The following is a 17,586-nucleotide window of genomic DNA, read 5'->3' as shown; positions in this document are numbered from 1 at the left end:
GAATTGTTTGAAAAAATTTCCATAAATTCCTTGTTCTCAAGGTGCGTCAATGATGCGTGTATTCGTCGGTGGCGTCACGTCTTCATAACCCCATTCGCCAGAATGCCAATGGCGACAGGATCGGTATTTTCCCGCAGGGCAGCTTTCAGGCGAAGAAATTGATATATACGTAAAGCATATAAAATATCCCTCGTCCATTCCATCTGAAATATAGATATTGAAAAATATTTTCGCATCCCATACGCTGCTGGCAAAGACGAAATAATAAAGAAGAATACGTCATGGTAATAATTTCTTACAGAACGGACATGCTTTTCCGAAGTCCTGTCGCCACTGGATGAACCGACCGTGGGCGGAGTGATGATCCGTCCCTGTGTCCGGTATTTCTGAACCGTCAAAGGTAATGCGTCCCCATGCAAGGAGGGGAGGCATCCCCTGTAGCGCATGCGATGTCCCGATGCATATCCTGTATGCCACCCCACCGCTTTTTCCTGTTCCCGGCCCGTATCGCGCCTGTGATGGCCGCGCGGGTCCCGCCCGGCTGCATGTCATGCTGGGGTTTTTCGTGGCGACATGGTGGATGCTGTTCCTTTCCTGCGTGGCGTCCGCCCCCTGTCGCGCGGCGGCGCAGAAGCTGCGCGCGGCCCCGGTCGCGGCCCCCGACATGATCCCCGTGCCCGCCGCCGGTGTGGCGAAAAGGCACAAGCGTCCCATTGCGGAAGAACGGCTCGAATCCCTGTTCGATACAGAAAGCATTTCCGCATTGCTGAACCACAATGACGACGCGCTGCGCAAAAGCGACCTGAGCGCGGGATATTTCGTGGCGGAGCAGTCTTTCGGCAATCTGGTGCCGCAGCTCAGGCCGTGGCGCGAATGGCTGGGCAATCGTGGCTTTACCTTTGAGCTGACCTACAAGGGGGAAAGCATGGCCAATGTCGGCGGTGGCCTTTCCAGGGGCGTCGATTACGTCCACGACCTGCGGGTCAGCATGCTGTTCGATCTGGGAAAACTGTTTGGCCTCGATGGCTGGTTCGTGCATGGCATCGTCATGAACCGCGAGGGACGGCAGGTGGGCTGGGACCATGTGGGCGAACGCGATGTCCTGCTGACGGAGGTATGGAGCATCCACGGCCCAGCCGCCGCGCGCCTTGCTGATCTGTATGCGGAAAAGTCGTTCTTCCATCACCGCGTCAACATCAATATCGGCCGTATCGCGCTGACGCATACCTATGGCACGTCGGTCCTGCTGTGTACGTTCATGATGCAGTGTTCCGCGCCGATGGCCATTCGCGAACCGCCGGGATGGAGCGTCTATCCCAAGACCTCGTGGGGGGGGACCGTGCGCTTTCGCCCCACGCGCGACCTGACATTGCGGACCGGCATCTATAAAATCGGGCCAAAGGCGCAGGACAATACGGGTTGGGCATGGGGGAGCGAGACCACGACCGGCATCCAGACCCCGATTGAACTGACGTGGGAACCGTTTTTCGGCCCGCGCAAGCTTGCCGGTCATTACAAGCTTGGCTTCGGGCATGACACGTCGCCCTATCCCGACCTGATCGGCGACATTCCGCCGGCCTATCGCGCCATCGCGCATGCGCATCGGGAAAAACCGCGCGACACGTTCTATATCGAGGCGGACCAGATGGTGTATCGCAAGCATGGCGAACATCAGATGGCGGGCGGCTATCTTCTGGCGGGGTTCATCCACAATACGCCCGGCATCTCCACCTTTGCGGACGAATTCTATTTCGGCGCCTCGCTTCTGGGGCTGATCCCGCATCGCCCCTATGACCGTTTCGGCGTGATGTATTCCTATTACCAGATGAGCCCGCGCCTGACCTATGGACAGGCCCTGCGGCAGATGGCGGGCCTGCCGATGGGGGATTTCGTCACGGCGCCGCAGACCCATTCCGCCGTGCTGGAGGCATATTACGGCATTCCCGTAACACCCGGCTTGGTACTGACGCCGGAGTTTGAATACATGATGCGTCCTGGCGAAAACTCCGTCATACCCAATGCCATGCTGGTGGGGCTGAAGGTCATCGCGAACCTGTAATTTCCGCCGGGTATCTCACGCAATATTTTAAGGCATATCCGTTTCGTGATGGGTGGCCGGCATGGCCGCCATTTCCCCTTCATGCGACATTCCCCCAAAAACGGTCAGGAACGGGTGGTACAGGCCATGGACAATACGACGGATGCTTTCGCGGCGCGATCGCCGCAGATGACGCCGGATCATGACGTGGCCACCGCGCGTCATGTGGTTGCGGCGTCGCTGCTGGCATGGATGCTTGATGCCTGTGACTTTTTCATCGTGCTGTTCACGCTGGATGATGTCGCGCGCAGTTTTGGCGTTTCGCTTGAAAGCGTGCTTCTGGCGCCGACGCTGACGCTGCTGACGCGTCCCATCGGGGCGTTCATCTGCGGGCGCGCGGCGGACCGCTATGGCCGAAAGCCGGTGATGATCACCACGATCATCGTCTATTCCGTGATCGAGGTCCTGTCGGCCTTTGCCCCCACCCTTGCGACCTTCCTGTTCCTGCGGACGCTGTTCGGCATCGCGCTGGGCGGGGAATGGGGGGTCGGGACGTCGCTGATCATGGAAAGCGTGCCGGTATCATGGCGGGGCATGGCGTCGGGCATCCTGCAGGCGGGATATCCGGCGGGGTATCTTCTGGCGTCGCTGGTCTTTCTGCTGCTGCCGGTGCTGGGGTGGCGCGGCCTGTTCATCCTTGGCGGCAGCGCGCTGTTTTCGGCGCTGTATATCTGGATCCGTGTGCCCGAAAGCCCGGAATGGCTGGCGCGGCAACGCCATGGCGGGGCGACGGCCCCCGCGACTGCGGGCCTGTGGCCTGTCATCCGAGGCAATGTGGCGCTGTGTGTCTTTGCCGTGACCCTGATGGCGGCGTTCAATTTCATGAGCCACGGTTCCCAGGATCTGTATCCCAAGGTGTTCCTGGGGCTTGAACGCAGGCTGTCCCATCCGTCGATCACGCTGATCGTCGTGCTGTACAATATCGCGGCCATCGTGGGGGGCCTGTTCTTTGGCATGCTGTCGCAACGGATCGGCCGCCAGTACAGCATCGCGCTGGCAGCGTTGCTGACGCTGCCGCTGCTGCCGTTATGGACCCTGCCGCATTCCACCGTGTGGCTGACGGTGGGCGCTGTGTGCATCCAGTTCTGCATACAGGGCGCATGGGGCGTCGTCCCGGCGTATCTGAGCGAGCTTTCGCCGCCTTCGGTGCGGGCGACGTTTCCGGGGCTGGCGTATCAGTGCGGCAACCTGATCGCCGCCAGCAACGCCCTGCTGCAGGCGTCCGTGGCGTCGTTTCTGGGAACCGGGCTGGCGCCCGCGCTCATGCTGACGGTGGGGGGCGGGGCTGTCGTGGTCCTGACCCTGACGCTGCTGAATGCGCGACGGCATCGCGGGGCTGAAGCGTCCAGCGTGCCATAGGGATGTTTGAAAAAGCAGGCTTGACAATATAGTAAAATTACAAAAGTTTTTGGTGAAGATTTTTTCAAAAAGCTTCGCAGGAACATTGACTTTTTGAAAAAACTCGGCACCCGGAAACGTCGGCTATTTTCAGAAATTCCGCATGGCGGCGTTACTGTCCGCTCGCCGTATCCGCCACCTGACGTCGGGGACGCCATTCGCCAACGATGACGCCTGCGATGATGAACAGCGCGCCAGCCAGCGCCAGCGGGGGCAGGCGTTCGCCCGCGATGCGCCCGAGAATGCCCGCCCATACCGGCTCGCCCGCGTAAATGACGGTGGCGCGTGTTGGTGAAACCGCCTTCTGCGCCCAGTTCATCGTCAACTGGATCAGCGCGCTGGCAACGCCCAGCCCCCCGGCGGACGCCGCCCATATCCATGAAAAGCGCGGCAGGCTTTCCCCGTCCAGCGGCATGGCCGTCAGGGCCAGCACGCCTGCGACCACAAGCTGCACCACGGTCACGCGCCTGCTGTCCACCTGCGTGGCAAAGCGGCTGATGAGGATGATTTCGCTTGCGATCGCGACCGTCCCCAGCAGGGTCGCGATTTCGCCACCGTTGAACGCCCCCGTTCCGGCATCCGGTCCCGCCAGCAGGATCAGCCCCACGAAGGCAAGGCCGATGCCAAGCCAGCTCATCAGATGGGGCAGGCGGCGCAGCACGACCCATTGCAGCAGCGGCACCATCGGCACGTACATCGCGGTGATGAAGGCGGACTGGCTGCTGGTGATGCTTTGCAGGCCATAGGTCTGCAGGCTGTAGCCCAGGAAGATGCTGGCCCCGATGGCCGCCCCCGCCCCGCATTCGGTCAGGGTAAGGGCGCGCATGGCCCTGTGGAACACCAGCAGGCTGACGCCCCCGGCCGCGAGGAACCGCACCGCGACAAAGAACAGGGGCCCGCATGAGCGCATCGCAAGATGCACGATCAGGAAGGTGGCGCCCCAGATCATGGTAACGCCGACAAGTGCCATCTCCTGACGGGAAAGGCGCAGCGGGGAGGGTTCGGATGTGGATCTGACGTGCGACATGGGGACCTGTCTATACACGGACTGTTCCCCCGCGCCACCCATGCTGCGTCTTGTACATGAAGATTGTGTGAAACATTGCAGATGGCGGAAGGATGTTTCGGAATCGCAATGCAGGGGCAGGTTCCGGCGCGCCCGGCATGTATCGGGCGATGGAATTCGTACGGATGTTGTTGTGTTATTACTTATGAATTTCATTTTTCATACGATATATATTTAAGTGTCGAATCATGGAATGGAATTTTTATTTTTTGGATTCTTTGTGCATGTCAGGAACCACTATGGGGATGCGCCGTTGAATGGTCCACAGCGGCCCCGGCGGGATTGCTTCCTTTTCCCGGATTTCATGACGGGAACAGGGAAAAACAAGGATCCCTTATGGCCGCTGCGATCTCTGAAGGAGATGACTATGGTCTATCGTTCTTACAGTATCCGTAATACCGGCATTCCTGCCATGGCGCCCGCGGACAGTCACGGCGGTGGCGGCGCCCAGAACAATCCCGGTAATTTTGCCAATGATCCCAAGCGCGCGGCCGAAGCGGGCCACAAGNGGCGGACAGCACAGTTCGGGGAACTTTGCCAACGACCCGGAACGCGCGGCCGAGGCAGGTCACAAGGGCGGACAGCACAGTTCCGGCAACTTTGCCAATGATCCCAAACGCGCGGCCGAGGCGGGCCACAAGGGTGGGCAGCACAGTTCCGGCNAACTTTGCCAACGACCCGGAACGCGCGGCCGAAGCGGGACGCAAAGGCGGCCTGCACAGCCATGACAAGTCATGAGCTGACATGACGCCAAAAGGACGGGGCCCGGAAACGGGCCCCGTTTCTTTTTTTGATGATGCCTGAAAACAGAAAAAGTTCTTGGTGAAGCTTTTTGCAAAAAAGGCGACACCCGGAAACTTCTGTTATTTCAAAACGGTCTTTTAACGCGCCCCATCCTGACGGCCCCGTTTCCTGACACGCCACAGGGCATGCCAGCCGCGCCACAGGACCAGCCCGCACAGGGCGGCGGCGTATCCGACACTGGTGGGGGTATAGGTCTTGAACGCCATCAGGAAATGGACGGACGCCAGCACGGCGACGACATAAACCAGACGATGCAGCGTCTGCCATCGCCGGCCCAGCCTGCGTATCGCCCATGCGCCGGAGGTCAGCGCCAGCGGCACCAGCAGGCAGAACGTGCAGAACCCGATCATCAGGAAGGGACGCCGCGTCATGTCCCGCCACAGGACGGGCATGTCAAAACGCTGGTCCAGCCCGACATAAACCGCGACATGCATGCACGCGTACCAGAATGTCAGCAGCCCGAACGTGCGGCGATAGCGCAGCAGGTTGTAGCCCGTCATGACGCGCAGGGGCGTGATGCACAATGTCAGGACCAGAAAGCGCACGGCCCACAGGCCCAGCCAGCGTTCAAAGACATTGACCGGGTCGGCCCCCAGCTGGTCATGCGCGCCGTACCAGAAATAAAGCGCCGCCGGGACCAGCCCGATAAGGGTCAGGGCCCATGTCTCGAACCGCCACGGCACGACCGTCCGGTTGCGTCCGCTCCCGCTCAGGTAAGGCATGTCAGAAATAGGTCCGCAGGTCCATCTGGCTGTAAAGCCCGGCCACCTGTTCGCCATATCCGTTGAACATCAGCGTCCTTTTCCGGCCGCCGCCAAAAAATCCGCCCCCGCCGATCACGCGTTCCGTCGCCTGGCTCCATCGCGGGTGATCGACGTCCGGATTGACGTTGGCGAAAAAGCCGTATTCCAACGCGTTCATCCGGTTCCATGTCGTGGGCGGCATCTTTTCCACCAGCCGTATGCGCGTGATCGACTTGATCCCCTTGAACCCGTATTTCCATGGCACCACCAGCCGTACCGGCGCGCCATTCTGGTTCGGCAGCGTCTGTCCATACAGTCCCACCGCAAGGAAGGTCAGCGGGTGCATGGCCTCGTCAATGCGCAGCCCTTCCACATACGGCCACGGCAGGGAATCAAGGCCCGGTTGCTGTCCCGGCATCTGTTCGGGTCGCAGGACCGATTCAAACGCCACGTAACGTGCATTGCCCAGCGGTTCCGCCAGTTTCAGCAGGTTCGCCAGCGCGAAACCGTCCCATGGAAAGACCATCGACCAGGCCTCCACGCAGCGCATGCGATACAGCCTTTCCTCCAGCGTCATCGCGGCCATCAGCCGGTCGATGTCCCATACGCGCGGATGCGCCACCAGCCCCTCCACCGACAGTGTCCACGGGCGCGGCCTAAAAGCGCTGGCATAGGTGGACGGGTCGCTTTTCCCCAGCCCGAATTCATAGAAATTGTTGTAATGCGTCACGTCCGTCAGCGGCGTCGGCTTTTCTTCCGCCTGAAAGGGACCGGGCCGGGTCTGCAGCCCTTCCGCCATGGCGGGCCGGACGCCCTGTCCCATCATGCCCCCCATCGCGACGGACGACGCTGCCAGGAACCGGCGGCGCGACATCCATGCCCGATGGGACGTGATTTCCGTGGGGGAGGGACGGGGATAGGACCAGCGCGCCATGATACGGCCTCTTGGGTGGTGTGACATCCGGGGGGACTGCCGCCGTGTCTCCCGGACAGTGGGCGCTCCATTGCGTGGATGCAAGGCTGTCCTTTGGTGAAGCTGCCGCCTGGTCCCTGCGTCAGTGCGTGGATATGGGCAGGGGATAAAAATGACAGAAGTTCCGAGTGTCGCCTTTTTTCAAAAAGATGATGTCTTTCGAAGCTTTTTGCAAAAAGCTTCACCAAAAACTTTTTGAGATTATTGCATCGGCCTTCCCAAACGCATACGGACCTGCGGAGGTATCCCGCAGGCCCGTATCGTTCCGTCAGCCTTCCGTCAGGCGGCGGCGTCGATGGGCACCACGTCGATCAGCTTCTTGTTGACGAATTCCTGTATGCCAAGCGACGAAAGCTCCCGCCCGTAACCCGACCGCTTGATCCCGCCAAATGGCAGGTCGGCGCGGGTCCATGTCGGGTGGTTGACGAACACCATGCCGGTTTCGATCCGCCGCGCCACCTCGGTCCCGTGATCGGTATCGCGGGTGAAGACCGAACCGCCAAGGCCGAACGGGCTGTCATTGGCAATGCGGATGGCCTCGTCCTCGTCACGCGCGCGAAAGAACATGGCGACGGGACCGAACAGTTCCTGATGATAGACGGGGTTGTCCGGCGTCACGTCCGTCAGGATCGTCGTCTGGACGAATGCGCCGCGTTCGGGCGGGGGCGGGCCGACACGGATCGCCTTTGCCCCGTGTTCGACCGCGACGCGCACCTGTTCATTCAGCTGGTCCGCCGCCGCCTGCGACGACATTGGCGGCAGGCCCGTCGCCGCGTCCATGGGGTCCCCCGGCCTGAGCTGTCCCAGGGCCCCGGAAAAACGGGCAAGGAAGTCGTCGGCGATGTCGTCCATGACGATGATGCGCTTGGAGGCCACGCAGCACTGTCCCCCGTTGTTCATGCGGCCCCAGACCGCCCATCTGACCGCATGTTCCATGTCGGCGTCCGACAGCACGATGAACGCGTCGCTGCCGCCCAGTTCCATGGTCGTTTTCTTCAGGTTCTGGCCCGCCCGCGCGGCGATGCGCGCGCCCGCGCCCTCACTGCCCGTCAGGGCGACGCCGACGATGCGCGGATCATCGATCAGCTCCTCCAGCTGCTTGTGCGTGGCATACATGTTGGTATACAGCCCCTCCGGCGCGCCAGCGTCCTGGAACAGCCGCGCAAAGGCGGCCGCCGACTGCGGCACGTTGGATGCGTGCTTGACCATTACCACGTTGCCGGCCATGAACTGCGGCCCCACGACCCGGGCCAGCTGGTAATAGGGGAAATTCCACGGCTCGATCGCCAGGATCACCCCCATGGGCTGGCTGATGACCATGGCGCGGTCGCCGCGTCCCGCCTCGTCCGGGACGGGCTGCGGGGCAAGGAATTCCTCCGCCCGATCGGCGTAGTAATCGAGGATATCGGCGCACAGCGTGACTTCCTGCTGGCTTTCGCGAAACAGCTTGCCCATTTCCAGCGTCAGCAGTTCCGCGTAATGGTCCGTGCGGTCACGCAGTTGCGCCGCGGCCTTGTGAAGGATCGCGCGACGGTGGGCAAAATCGGTCTGCGACCATGTGGCATAGGTCGCCTGCGCCGTTGCGATGGCCTGTTCCAGCTCATCCTCGCGCAGGTCGGGGAATGTCGCGACCAGTTCGTTGGTGTAGGGATTTACGGTCTTGTAAGCCATGGGTGCCTCCCTTGAAAAGGGGAGCGAGCGTCCATGTACGTGAGGCTGGGTACGTGCCATTGATGGGCCGACGGGACCCCGCGACGCTCGTTCCTGGATATGGCGTGCCCCTATCCAACATGCCGGCCTGCGAAAGGTTCGACGCGGGATGATTTTTTATCGTGTCAGTCCTGCCGCCGCAGGGAATGCAAAACGCCGTCAGCGATGTTCCCGTGAAGACGGCAGGTGTCGCAGTTTCCTGAAATCATAAAGGTTTTTTGGTGAAGCTTTTTGCAAAAAGCTTCAAAAGAACGCCGCCTTTTTGAAAAAAGGCGGCACCCAAAAACTTTTGTTTTTTATCAGCAGGTTGTTTTCAGACGGATTCCGGCATCGTCGCCATGTCGATGACGAAGCGGTATTTCACGTCCGAACGCAGCATCCGGGCATAGGCGTCCTCGATCTGGTCCATGCGGATCATCTCGATATCGGCGGTGATGTCATGTTCGCCGCAGAAATCCAGCATTTCCTGCGTTTCGGGAATCCCCCCGATCAGTGATCCGCTGAAATTGCGGCGCTTCATCAGCAGGCTGAAGACCGAAACCGGCAGCGGCGTCTCCGGCGCGCCGACCTGCACCAGCGTGCCATCGCGCTTCAGCAGGTCGAGATAGGCATTGATGTCATGGTTGGCGGCGACCGCGTCGAGGATGAAGTCAAAGCGCCCGCGTTCCTTTGCCATGGCCCCGGCGTCCTTTGACAGGACGACCTCATGCGCGCCAAGGCGCAGCCCGTCGGAGACCTTGCTGGCGGATGTGGTGAACAGCACGACCTCCGCCCCGAAGGCGCGGGCGAATTTCACGCCCATATGGCCCAGACCGCCCAGTCCCACGATCCCGACCCGCTGCCCCGGTCCCACCTTCCAGTGGCGCAGCGGGGAATAGGTGGTGATCCCCGCGCACAGCAGCGGGGCGACAGCAGCGGGGTCGAGCTTTTCAGGGACCTTCAGCACGAATGCCTGATCGACGACAACGGCGCGTGAATACCCGCCAAAGGTAATGCCGCCGCCCTGGCGTTCCTCGCCATTATAGGTGGGGACGAAGCCCACTTCGCAATACTGCTCGAAGCCCTCGCGGCAGCTGGGACATTCGCGGCAGGAATCGACCATGCAGCCAACCCCCACCAGGTCGCCCGCGTGAAAGCGCGTGACGGAGGCGCCCACCTTTGCCACCCGTCCCACGATTTCATGGCCGGGGACGCAGGGGAAGATGGTGTTCTGCCATTCGTTGCGCGCCTGGTGAAGGTCGGAATGGCAGACGCCGCAGTACAGGATGTCGATCTGGACATCGTCAGGCCCGGGATCGCGACGATCCAGCTTGATGGGGCCAAGACGTGCATCGGCGGCCGTGGCCGCGTATCCTACGCATGAAAACATGATTGCCCTTCGGGGTCTGGTTGGATTTCGGATGACGGGGACAAGCATATCGCCTGCCCGCCCGCCATGCGACCCCGCGACGCGCGGACGACGCGTTTTCCCGAAACCGTGAAAACGCGCGCCATCACGACCTGTCCGGAAATCGCGGACGGCCGGGATGGGCGCGCCTGCCGGGGCATGGCGCATGATGCCCGGCCGCGCGGCGGTGGCGTCCGGGCAGGCAGGGGCCCGGCGCCGCCTTCGTCAGTAGATATCGAAGTCGTTGTTCCCGGTGGAGGAAAACGCCATCCGGCGTTCGGTCATGTTCAGGATCCACGACGCCATGTCGGAACGCGACTTGGGGAAAGGCAGGCGGTGGATGATCGAGCGCATGCTGTAGAATGATTTGTACATCCGCTGGATGCGCTGTTCCATCTGTCCGGGGGTGCAGTCGCGCGGCCAGATATGGCAGACCTGCCCCGGCCAGCGGTCGATATCCTCCGGATCGATGATCCGCCCGGCCTTGAGCATCTTGTTGAACAGGGCCGTCCCCTTGGTCGGGGTCAGGATGTTGAAATACGCCGCCGGCACCTTGTGTTCCTCAAGGAAACGCAGGGTGTTGCGATAGACGTCCGGGTCCTCGTCATCATAGCCGAAGATGAAGTTGAGGGAGTAGCTGATGTCGCGGCGGCGCATGTTCTCGAACATCTCGCCATAGCGGGTGGTCTTGTTCCAGCCCTTTTTCATGTCGGCCAGCGTCTCGGCATCGATGCTTTCGATGCCGATATTGACGTGCATGACGCCGCTTTTCTGCGCAAGGTCGAGGAAGTCGGTGTCAAGGCACAGGTTGGACGACCACAGCGTGGACCAGCGGATCTTGAGCGGAACCAGCCCTTCCATCAGTTCCATGGCGCGGCTTTTCTTGCCGCCGAAATTGCTTTCGCCGAAGAAGAAGTGCGATCCCTTGTTCTGGATCCGCCTGATTTCATCGACCATTTCATTGACCGGCCGCCAGCGGTACCGCCCGCCAAGGTAGAAGCGTTCGGAACAGAAATCGCATACGAACGGACATCCGCGCGACGACTGCACCGCGAATGTCCGGAACGGCCCGAATTTCTTCAGGTCCAGCAGGTCGTAGCGTGGTGGCGGAAGATGGTCGAGATCCTTGAGCGGCGTTGCGCGGTAAATCTTCTTCAGCCTGCCGGCCGCCGCGTCCTCCAGCATGGTTTTCCAGATGGGCTCCGCCTCTCCCACGCCGACGGCGTCGCAGTATTCGGCAGCTTCGTCGGCATAGAAAAAGACATGCGGGCCGCCCATGATGACGGTCACGCCGCGACGGCGGAATTCGGTCGCGATGTCATAGGCGCGCGGCGAATGCAGCGTCCACGCCGTCAGCGCGACCACATCGACCGGCGTATCGAAATCGATGTCTTCAAGCTGCTCGTCCAGCAGGGTGACAGACCATTCCCGCGGGGTCAGCGCCGCCAGGTACGGCAGCGCGAGGGGTACCATCTGTCGTCGTCGGGTCTTGAAAATCGTCCGATCCATCTTCGATCGGTAATGGGAGGGCTGGATAATAAGCAGTTTCGGGTGGCTGAGAGACATAACCGGAATCTATGGCTGATGGGGGAACGTTTTTTTCGTGATAATCCTATTGTCAGACAGGATAGGCAGCCCTTCCGTGCTGTCCATACTGAATATATCTATATGTTATATATCCGTATCATGGTTCAATACACATAGTATACGCACAGCGCATACCGGATCTGCTAAAATATATGCGTTCATATCAATATTAAATATAAATACGCGATAATTTAATGTTGTTAAATACTTTTATATTTCTATAAATATAAAAACCAAAAAAATAATTATGGTCATAAAACAAATTCGAAACGTTATTTGTTTTATTTTTGATTGTGTATTCAGGGGAATATTTATGATGCCTCGACCTATGCTACAAAATTGTATGCCTGATATTGCAATGGTGAATATGCACGCATGCGCATGATGGCGGCGATACGGGGCGTGGTCTGCGGCGCCGCGTGCCCGCGTTCCCATGTTCCGACGCCGTGACGGCGTGGGCCGGTGCTATTGTCATCTTCTTCATATTTTACGATATGATCGGCGATATCTGCCACCTTCGGGTGGTGTGGCCCGGATTTCTGGTCCGGCAGGCTGGATGATGGGCAGTATCGGGATCATGGCGACACAGACAGGCGGGACACGATCGTCCGGCGGCGCGCGGCCGGGTGGGGACGCGGGTTGGCGCGGGCGGGTGCGCGATATCCTTGCCGGGCTGTCGCTTGCGTCGATGAACATCCCGCAGGTGCTTGGCTATACCCGCATTGCCGCCATGCCTGCCGTGACGGGGCTGTACACCGTGCTGCTGCCGCTGGTGGCGTTCGCGTGTTTCGGGGCGTCGCGGCACCTGGTCGTGGCGGCGGATTCCGCGACCGCCGCCATATTTTCGAGCGCGCTGGAAAAGATGGCCCCGCCGGGAAGCCCGCATTACATGGCGCTGGTCAGCATGGTCGCGTTGCTGAGCGCGGGATTCCTGCTGGTCGCGCGTCTGTTCCGCCTTGGCTTCCTTGCGGATTTCCTGTCGCGCACCGTGCTGGTGGGGTTCATGGCCGGGGTGGGGATACAGGTGGCGCTTGCCATGATGCGCGACATGCTGGGCATTGCCACGACCGCGCATAATTCCGTGCTTCAGCTGACGCAGATGCTGTCGCGCCTGCCGCAGGCCAGCGTGCCGACCATCGTGCTGTCGGCCTGCGTCGTCGGGCTGATCCTGACGGGCGACCGGCTGGCGCCGCGCCTGCCGCTGGGGCTGGTGACGGTGGTGGGATCGATCATCGCCAGCATGGCGCTGGGGTTTTCGCGTTTCGGCATCGCGACGATCGGCCCGATCGAAAGCGGCCTGCCACGCCTGCGCCTGCCGGATGTGTCATGGAACGACATGCTGGCGCTGCTGCCGGTCGCCACGTCGTGCGTGTTCGTCATCATCGCGCAGAGTGCCGCGACCTCCCGCGCCTTTGCCGTGCGGTTTCATGATCCCGTCGATGACAATGCGGACATACTGGGCCTGTGCGCGGCCAATGCGGTGGCGGGGCTCAGCGGGACCTTCACCGTCAATGGCAGCCCGACCCAGACCGCGATGGCCGCGCGCGCGGGCGCACGCACCCAGCTGGCGCAGCTGACATTCGCGGCGGTGACGATGGTGGTGCTGGTGTTCCTGACGGGGCCGCTGCGCTACCTGCCGCGCTGCGTGCTGGCCTCCATCGTCTTTACGGTGGCGGTGGGGATGATCGACCTGCGCGCCATCCGGGCCATCCGGCGTGAAAGCCCCGGCGAATGCGGGCTGGCGCTGGTGACGGCCGCCGCGGTGGTCGGCATCGGGGTGGAACAGGGGATCTTCCTTGCCATCGCGCTGTCGCTGTTTCGCCATGTGCGCCACAGCTATGAACCGCATACGATGATCCTGCAGTACGACGGCCATTCCGGCCTGCTGGAACCGCATGATGTCGCCGCCGGGCGGCAGACCCTGCCGGGGCTGGTTGTCTATCGCTTCTGCGCGGACCTGTTCTATGCCAATTCTGCGCGGTTCGGGGCGGATGTCCGCCTGATGGTCGACAGGGCGCCGGTGCCGGTGGCCTGCATCGTCATCGATGCCAGCGCCATTACCGATATCGACTTTTCCGCCGCCAGCGACCTGCGCGACCTGTTCCGCGCGCTGCGGACGCGTAATGTCACCGTGATTTTCGGCCGGGTCAGTCCCTATCTGCGGGCCGACATGGACCGTCATCGCATTACCCCGGTGGTTGGGGCCGCCAACATCCATGCACAGCTTCATACCGCCATCGCGGCGGCGCGGGCGCTTCTGCCCCGGTCGGATGCGACGCAGCAACCAGCTGTTTGAAAACAGTCTGCTGACAAATAAAAGTTTTTGGTGAAGCTTTTTGCAAAAAGCTTTGAAAGACACCGCCTTTCTGAAAAAAGGCGGCACCCAAAAACCTTTATGATTTTGCAGGGTAATATTCGGGGTTAATTTTCAAAAATATTCAGGAAGCGCGCCTTTCCCCTCAGTCGCCGGGGTGGATCCGCACCCCCAGTGCCCGCAGCGTGTCCCAGTACGCCGGAAAGGTCTTGGCCACGCATCCGGGATTGAGGATCGACAGGCCCGGGATTTTCAGCGCGGCAAGGGCGAAGGACATGGCGATGCGGTGATCGTCATAGGTTTCGATCCGCACGTTTTTCGCGGTGGCGGAGGGATCGGGATCAGGAAAGACGAGGAGGTCATCGCCCTCTTCGCGCGCATATCCGGGGTTGATGCGCTGCATCTGGGTCGCCAGCGCGTGCGTGCGGTCGCATTCCTTGACCCGCAGGTTGGCAATCCCGACAAAGCGCACGGGCGTTGCGTTGAACATCGCCATGACCGCCAGCGTGGGGATGGCGTCCTGCATCTGCGAACCATCGATGACGGCGGGCATGTGGGGAAAGGACCGGATCACGCGCCATGCGGCGGCATCGGGTTGGGTGAAATCTGCGATGGGAAATCCGATATCGATATCGCCGCCCGACAGGGCCTGCGCCGCCCACAGATAGGTCGCGGCGGAGGCATCGGGTTCGATCCGGAAATCGGTGGCCGTGTACCCGCCGGGCGCGACGGTCCATGACGTGTCATCCGTGCTGGCGACACTGGCGCCAAAGGCCTTCATCGCCGCGATCGTCAGGCCGATATAGCCCTGTGCCCCGATATGGGGACCCGACAGGCTGATGCGCACGGGCCTGCGGCTGCATCCCGCCATCATCAGCAGGGCGGAGACGTACTGGCTCGACAGGCTGGCGTCGATTTCCACTTCCCCGCCATCCAGCAGGCCGGTACCGTGGATGGTGACGGGCGGGCAGCCGCTGGGCGCGGTGGCGTCGATTCCCAGCCGTTGCAGGGCGGCGACCAGCGGGGCGATGGGACGCCGTGCCATGTTGGCGTCGCCACCCACCACCACGGTGCCGCGCACCAGCGCGCTGGCGGCGGTCAGGAAACGGACCGCCGTTCCCGCATTGCCCAGGAACAGCGGCGCGTCGGGGGCCTGCAGCGCCCCGGTGGAACGCACGATGAAGCTGGTCGCGTCGGGCTGTTCCACGCTGACGCCCATCTGCCGCAGGGCCTGCGCCATGTACAGCGTATCATCGCTTTTCAGCGCGCCCGTCAGCCGCGACGTCCCCCGCGCCAGTCCCGCAAGCAGCAGCACGCGGTTGGTCACGGATTTGGAGCCTGGCAGGACCACCTTCCCCTTCAGCGGCGCGGTGATGGGTTCAATGCTTAGGGACTGGAGGGGGGCGTTCATGAAAGGCTGGTCTTCCGTCAGCAGGGGTAGGGCAATGGCGCCCCCGGCCACCGGGGGCGGGGACGTATGGCGGGACAGGGAACGGTGCGAACGTTCAGTCGGGCTGAAGTTCCGGCCGGGCAAAGCGGCGGTTGGCAAGGACCGGCAGCACCCTGCGCGCATGTTCGAGGCGGTCGCGCGACACGGTGGCAAAGACGAGGTTCGGTGCCTCCCCCGCCTGCACGATCGGCACGCCGAGGGGATCGACCACCATGCTGCACCCGATGTTGCGCGGCCCGCACTCGCTGACCGCAACCATGTAGCAGGTGTTTTCCAGTGCCCGCGCCGTGACCAGCACCCGCCAGTGATCTTCCTTGGCCGGTCCGCGCACCCATGCGGCGGGCATGACCAGGACCTCCGCCCCGTCAAGGACCAGCCTGCGCGCCAGTTCGGGAAAGCGCACGTCGTAACAGGTCATCAGCCCCACCCTGAACCCGCCGATGGCGATCACGGGCGGTACCTCGGCCCCCGGCGTGACGTTGCGCGATTCCTGTATGGAAAATGCGTCATACAGGTGCAGCTTGCGGTATCGGGCGATGATCGCGCCATTGCTGATGACCAGCAGCGTGTTGTGGTGGCGTCCCGCCCCGTCGGGCACATGCAGGCATCCCGCGATGGCCAGTCCCGGCTGCGCGCGGCTGGCCTCCAGCAGGGCGGAGACGAACGGCCCCGACAGGGGCTGCGCCGTGCGGGCGATGATGTCCGGGTCCGCGATGTCGTGCGCCAGCATGCCTTCGGGCAGGACCAGCAGGGCCGCCTGCTCATCCCCGGCCGCGCGCATCAGGTCCACGATACGTGACAGGTTGTCTTCCCATCGTGGGGCGACAGCAAACTGGCCCAGGGCGACTTTCATCGGGCAACTTTCATCGGGCGGCTTTCCATCTCTGATGGGGCAGGGGGCGACATTCGGGCGGCGATATTACCATCGCGCGCGGGCTTTGACCAATGATTGTGCCATTTTCACGCCCCCGTCCGCGGATTGCCGGCAGGGACGGCGAGACCGGAAGGGACATTTCCCGCCCTGCGGGGCATTGCCGGGATGGTGTCGCCGATGCGGCATGGCGGCGGGGGCATGTCACGCGTATTTTACCATTCTGCCGACATGAAACGCATCCGGTCTCATGGGGCGTCCGTGCTGCCTCAATCCTGCCCTGTTGTGACGTTACCCGTTGTTCATCCCTGGGCGCGACGGGGCGGCGCGGGCCATAAGAGACTGGTCTAATGTGTTGTCTGGTTGCAGATTTTATGTAAAAATGAAACCTCTGACGTTATGCGTCATGGGCTCAGTCATTGCGTGCGAGATGCAAAAGTAGATGCAGCTTTCCCTACACACCGATCAGGCCGTGAAATTCCTCATCTGCATGACGCAGCATTCCAGCGGCTGCGCCTCCGCGCGGGACATATCGGACATGTGCGGACTGACCGCCGACGAGGTTGCGGGCATTGTGCATGACCTCGACCGTTGTGGCCTGATCGAGCGTTCCTCCGACGGAAGCGACGGGCTGCGCCTGCGTCATGATCCCGCGTGGGTCAGGGTCGGCGATGTCATCCGCAGTATCGAGGCCGTGCGCGTGCATCCCGCGCCCGCCCATCAGCCTGCATTTACGGAAATGTTCGACCTTGCCCACGCCGCGTTCATGGCGGCGCTGAACGATTACTCCCTGTCCGATATCGCGGGGACCGCCGCCCGAAACGTCAGCGGTGGCGCGGCGTCTTACGGGGCGTCAGGCGTTGCGGTGATGGTGCCCTCATAGGGCGTTCCCATTTCCCCGTTCCGTTCAGGCGGGGATTCTTTGCGATATCCGGATGCTGGCAGTTGCCGCCGGTTGGATGGCGGGTTTCGGGCGCAGAAGGCCGTCTGAAAACAATCTGCTGAAAAATAAAAAGTTTTTGGTGAAGCTTTTTGAAAAAAGCTTTGAAAGACACCGCCTTTTTGAAAAAAGGCGGCACCCAAAAACTTTTGTTACTTTTTCATCAGAAAATTGGTTTCAGATATTATCCAAGGGTTTTGCCTGAATTCATCAGGTAAAAATAGGAATGATTAATCGGAAAGAGA

14 protein-coding genes and 1 pseudogene are annotated in these 17,586 nt (G+C 61.5%); 6 read left to right on the top strand and 9 right to left on the bottom strand.

Annotated elements, in window-relative coordinates; translation table 11 throughout:
• Positions 1 to 74 precede the first annotated feature (74 nt).
• The gene (locus NJLHNGOC_RS15755; protein ID WP_133258754.1) at positions 75 to 446 is read right to left on the bottom strand and encodes a hypothetical protein; all 372 of its coding nucleotides are present in this window, start codon (positions 444 to 446) and stop codon (positions 75 to 77) included.
• A gap of 218 nt (positions 447 to 664) precedes the next feature.
• Here NJLHNGOC_RS15755 and NJLHNGOC_RS13325 point away from each other — a divergent pair, with 218 nt between their 5' ends.
• Positions 665 to 2,059 (top strand): carbohydrate porin, encoded by a 1,395-nt coding sequence (locus NJLHNGOC_RS13325; protein ID WP_113596817.1) that lies wholly within the window; start codon positions 665 to 667, stop codon positions 2,057 to 2,059.
• Positions 2,060 to 2,227: 168 nt separating this feature from the next.
• Positions 2,228 to 3,457 carry an MFS transporter gene (locus tag NJLHNGOC_RS13320; RefSeq protein ID WP_408890931.1) on the top strand — a complete coding sequence of 410 codons (1,230 nt, stop codon included), beginning with the start codon at positions 2,228 to 2,230 and terminating at the stop codon, positions 3,455 to 3,457.
• A 151-nt stretch (positions 3,458 to 3,608) separates the two neighbouring features.
• Here the strand turns inward: NJLHNGOC_RS13320 and NJLHNGOC_RS13315 are convergent, their stop codons facing one another.
• Positions 3,609 to 4,523 carry a DMT family transporter gene (locus NJLHNGOC_RS13315; RefSeq protein WP_113596815.1) on the bottom strand — a complete coding sequence of 305 codons (915 nt, stop codon included), beginning with the start codon at positions 4,521 to 4,523 and terminating at the stop codon, positions 3,609 to 3,611.
• Between the two features lie 406 nt (positions 4,524 to 4,929).
• Here NJLHNGOC_RS13315 and NJLHNGOC_RS16695 point away from each other — a divergent pair.
• A pseudogene (locus tag NJLHNGOC_RS16695) lies at positions 4,930 to 5,300 on the top strand (general stress protein).
• A gap of 143 nt (positions 5,301 to 5,443) precedes the next feature.
• Here NJLHNGOC_RS16695 and msrQ read toward each other — a convergent pair.
• From msrQ to NJLHNGOC_RS13280, 5 genes are all read right to left on the bottom strand, one after another.
• Positions 5,444 to 6,088, bottom strand: coding sequence for a protein-methionine-sulfoxide reductase heme-binding subunit MsrQ (gene msrQ / locus NJLHNGOC_RS13305; protein ID WP_113596792.1), 645 nt, complete (start codon positions 6,086 to 6,088; stop codon positions 5,444 to 5,446).
• A gap of 1 nt (position 6,089) precedes the next feature.
• Positions 6,090 to 7,043: a protein-methionine-sulfoxide reductase catalytic subunit MsrP gene (gene msrP, locus NJLHNGOC_RS13300; RefSeq protein ID WP_113596791.1), complete on the bottom strand. Its 954-nt coding sequence runs from the start codon at positions 7,041 to 7,043 to the stop codon at positions 6,090 to 6,092.
• A 318-nt stretch (positions 7,044 to 7,361) separates the two neighbouring features.
• Positions 7,362 to 8,753: an NAD-dependent succinate-semialdehyde dehydrogenase gene (locus NJLHNGOC_RS13290; RefSeq protein ID WP_113596789.1), complete on the bottom strand. Its 1,392-nt coding sequence runs from the start codon at positions 8,751 to 8,753 to the stop codon at positions 7,362 to 7,364.
• 352 nt (positions 8,754 to 9,105) lie between these two features.
• Positions 9,106 to 10,161, bottom strand: coding sequence for an NAD(P)-dependent alcohol dehydrogenase (locus NJLHNGOC_RS13285; protein ID WP_113596814.1), 1,056 nt, complete (start codon positions 10,159 to 10,161; stop codon positions 9,106 to 9,108).
• A 243-nt stretch (positions 10,162 to 10,404) separates the two neighbouring features.
• On the bottom strand, positions 10,405 to 11,688 hold the full coding sequence (locus NJLHNGOC_RS13280) for a B12-binding domain-containing radical SAM protein (protein WP_275399488.1): 1,284 nt from the start codon (positions 11,686 to 11,688) through the stop codon (positions 10,405 to 10,407).
• A gap of 655 nt (positions 11,689 to 12,343) precedes the next feature.
• Between NJLHNGOC_RS13280 and NJLHNGOC_RS13275 the strand changes: the two genes are divergently transcribed.
• Positions 12,344 to 14,062 (top strand): SulP family inorganic anion transporter, encoded by a 1,719-nt coding sequence (locus tag NJLHNGOC_RS13275; RefSeq protein WP_113596813.1) that lies wholly within the window; start codon positions 12,344 to 12,346, stop codon positions 14,060 to 14,062.
• Between the two features lie 163 nt (positions 14,063 to 14,225).
• Here the strand turns inward: NJLHNGOC_RS13275 and NJLHNGOC_RS13270 are convergent, their stop codons facing one another.
• The gene (locus NJLHNGOC_RS13270; RefSeq protein ID WP_113596812.1) at positions 14,226 to 15,491 is read right to left on the bottom strand and encodes a 3-phosphoshikimate 1-carboxyvinyltransferase; all 1,266 of its coding nucleotides are present in this window, start codon (positions 15,489 to 15,491) and stop codon (positions 14,226 to 14,228) included.
• A gap of 94 nt (positions 15,492 to 15,585) precedes the next feature.
• A complete protein-coding gene (locus NJLHNGOC_RS13265) occupies positions 15,586 to 16,383 on the bottom strand; it encodes a deaminated glutathione amidase (RefSeq protein WP_113596787.1) in 798 nt (265 codons plus the stop codon).
• Between the two features lie 460 nt (positions 16,384 to 16,843).
• Between NJLHNGOC_RS13265 and NJLHNGOC_RS13260 the strand changes: the two genes are divergently transcribed.
• Positions 16,844 to 17,284, top strand: a complete 441-nt coding sequence (locus NJLHNGOC_RS13260; protein ID WP_113596786.1) for an Rrf2 family transcriptional regulator — start codon at positions 16,844 to 16,846, stop codon at positions 17,282 to 17,284.
• A gap of 52 nt (positions 17,285 to 17,336) precedes the next feature.
• Positions 17,337 to 17,546 (top strand): hypothetical protein, encoded by a 210-nt coding sequence (locus tag NJLHNGOC_RS13255; protein ID WP_133258753.1) that lies wholly within the window; start codon positions 17,337 to 17,339, stop codon positions 17,544 to 17,546.
• Positions 17,547 to 17,586: the final 40 nt, after the last annotated feature.

This window comes from Novacetimonas cocois (genome assembly GCF_003311635.1).
GTDB classification, from domain to species: domain Bacteria; phylum Pseudomonadota; class Alphaproteobacteria; order Acetobacterales; family Acetobacteraceae; genus Novacetimonas; species Novacetimonas cocois.
This window is presented reverse-complemented; position numbering and strand designations above follow the sequence as displayed.

Bases quoted from the DNA above. Each gene is read 5' to 3' on its own strand.
- NJLHNGOC_RS15755 (WP_133258754.1), bottom strand. From the start codon at position 446: ATGCGCTACAGGGGATGCCTCCCCTCCTTGCATGGGGACGCATTACCT.
- NJLHNGOC_RS13325 (WP_113596817.1), top strand. From the start codon at position 665: ATGATCCCCGTGCCCGCCGCCGGTGTGGCGAAAAGGCACAAGCGTCCC.
- NJLHNGOC_RS13320 (WP_408890931.1), top strand. From the start codon at position 2,228: ATGACGCCGGATCATGACGTGGCCACCGCGCGTCATGTGGTTGCGGCG.
- NJLHNGOC_RS13315 (WP_113596815.1), bottom strand. From the start codon at position 4,523: ATGTCGCACGTCAGATCCACATCCGAACCCTCCCCGCTGCGCCTTTCC.
- msrQ (WP_113596792.1), bottom strand. From the start codon at position 6,088: ATGCCTTACCTGAGCGGGAGCGGACGCAACCGGACGGTCGTGCCGTGG.
- msrP (WP_113596791.1), bottom strand. From the start codon at position 7,043: ATGGCGCGCTGGTCCTATCCCCGTCCCTCCCCCACGGAAATCACGTCC.
- NJLHNGOC_RS13290 (WP_113596789.1), bottom strand. From the start codon at position 8,753: ATGGCTTACAAGACCGTAAATCCCTACACCAACGAACTGGTCGCGACA.
- NJLHNGOC_RS13285 (WP_113596814.1), bottom strand. From the start codon at position 10,161: ATGTTTTCATGCGTAGGATACGCGGCCACGGCCGCCGATGCACGTCTT.
- NJLHNGOC_RS13280 (WP_275399488.1), bottom strand. From the start codon at position 11,688: ATGGATCGGACGATTTTCAAGACCCGACGACGACAGATGGTACCCCTC.
- NJLHNGOC_RS13275 (WP_113596813.1), top strand. From the start codon at position 12,344: ATGGCGACACAGACAGGCGGGACACGATCGTCCGGCGGCGCGCGGCCG.
- NJLHNGOC_RS13270 (WP_113596812.1), bottom strand. From the start codon at position 15,491: ATGAACGCCCCCCTCCAGTCCCTAAGCATTGAACCCATCACCGCGCCG.
- NJLHNGOC_RS13265 (WP_113596787.1), bottom strand. From the start codon at position 16,383: ATGAAAGTCGCCCTGGGCCAGTTTGCTGTCGCCCCACGATGGGAAGAC.
- NJLHNGOC_RS13260 (WP_113596786.1), top strand. From the start codon at position 16,844: ATGCAGCTTTCCCTACACACCGATCAGGCCGTGAAATTCCTCATCTGC.
- NJLHNGOC_RS13255 (WP_133258753.1), top strand. From the start codon at position 17,337: ATGCTGGCAGTTGCCGCCGGTTGGATGGCGGGTTTCGGGCGCAGAAGG.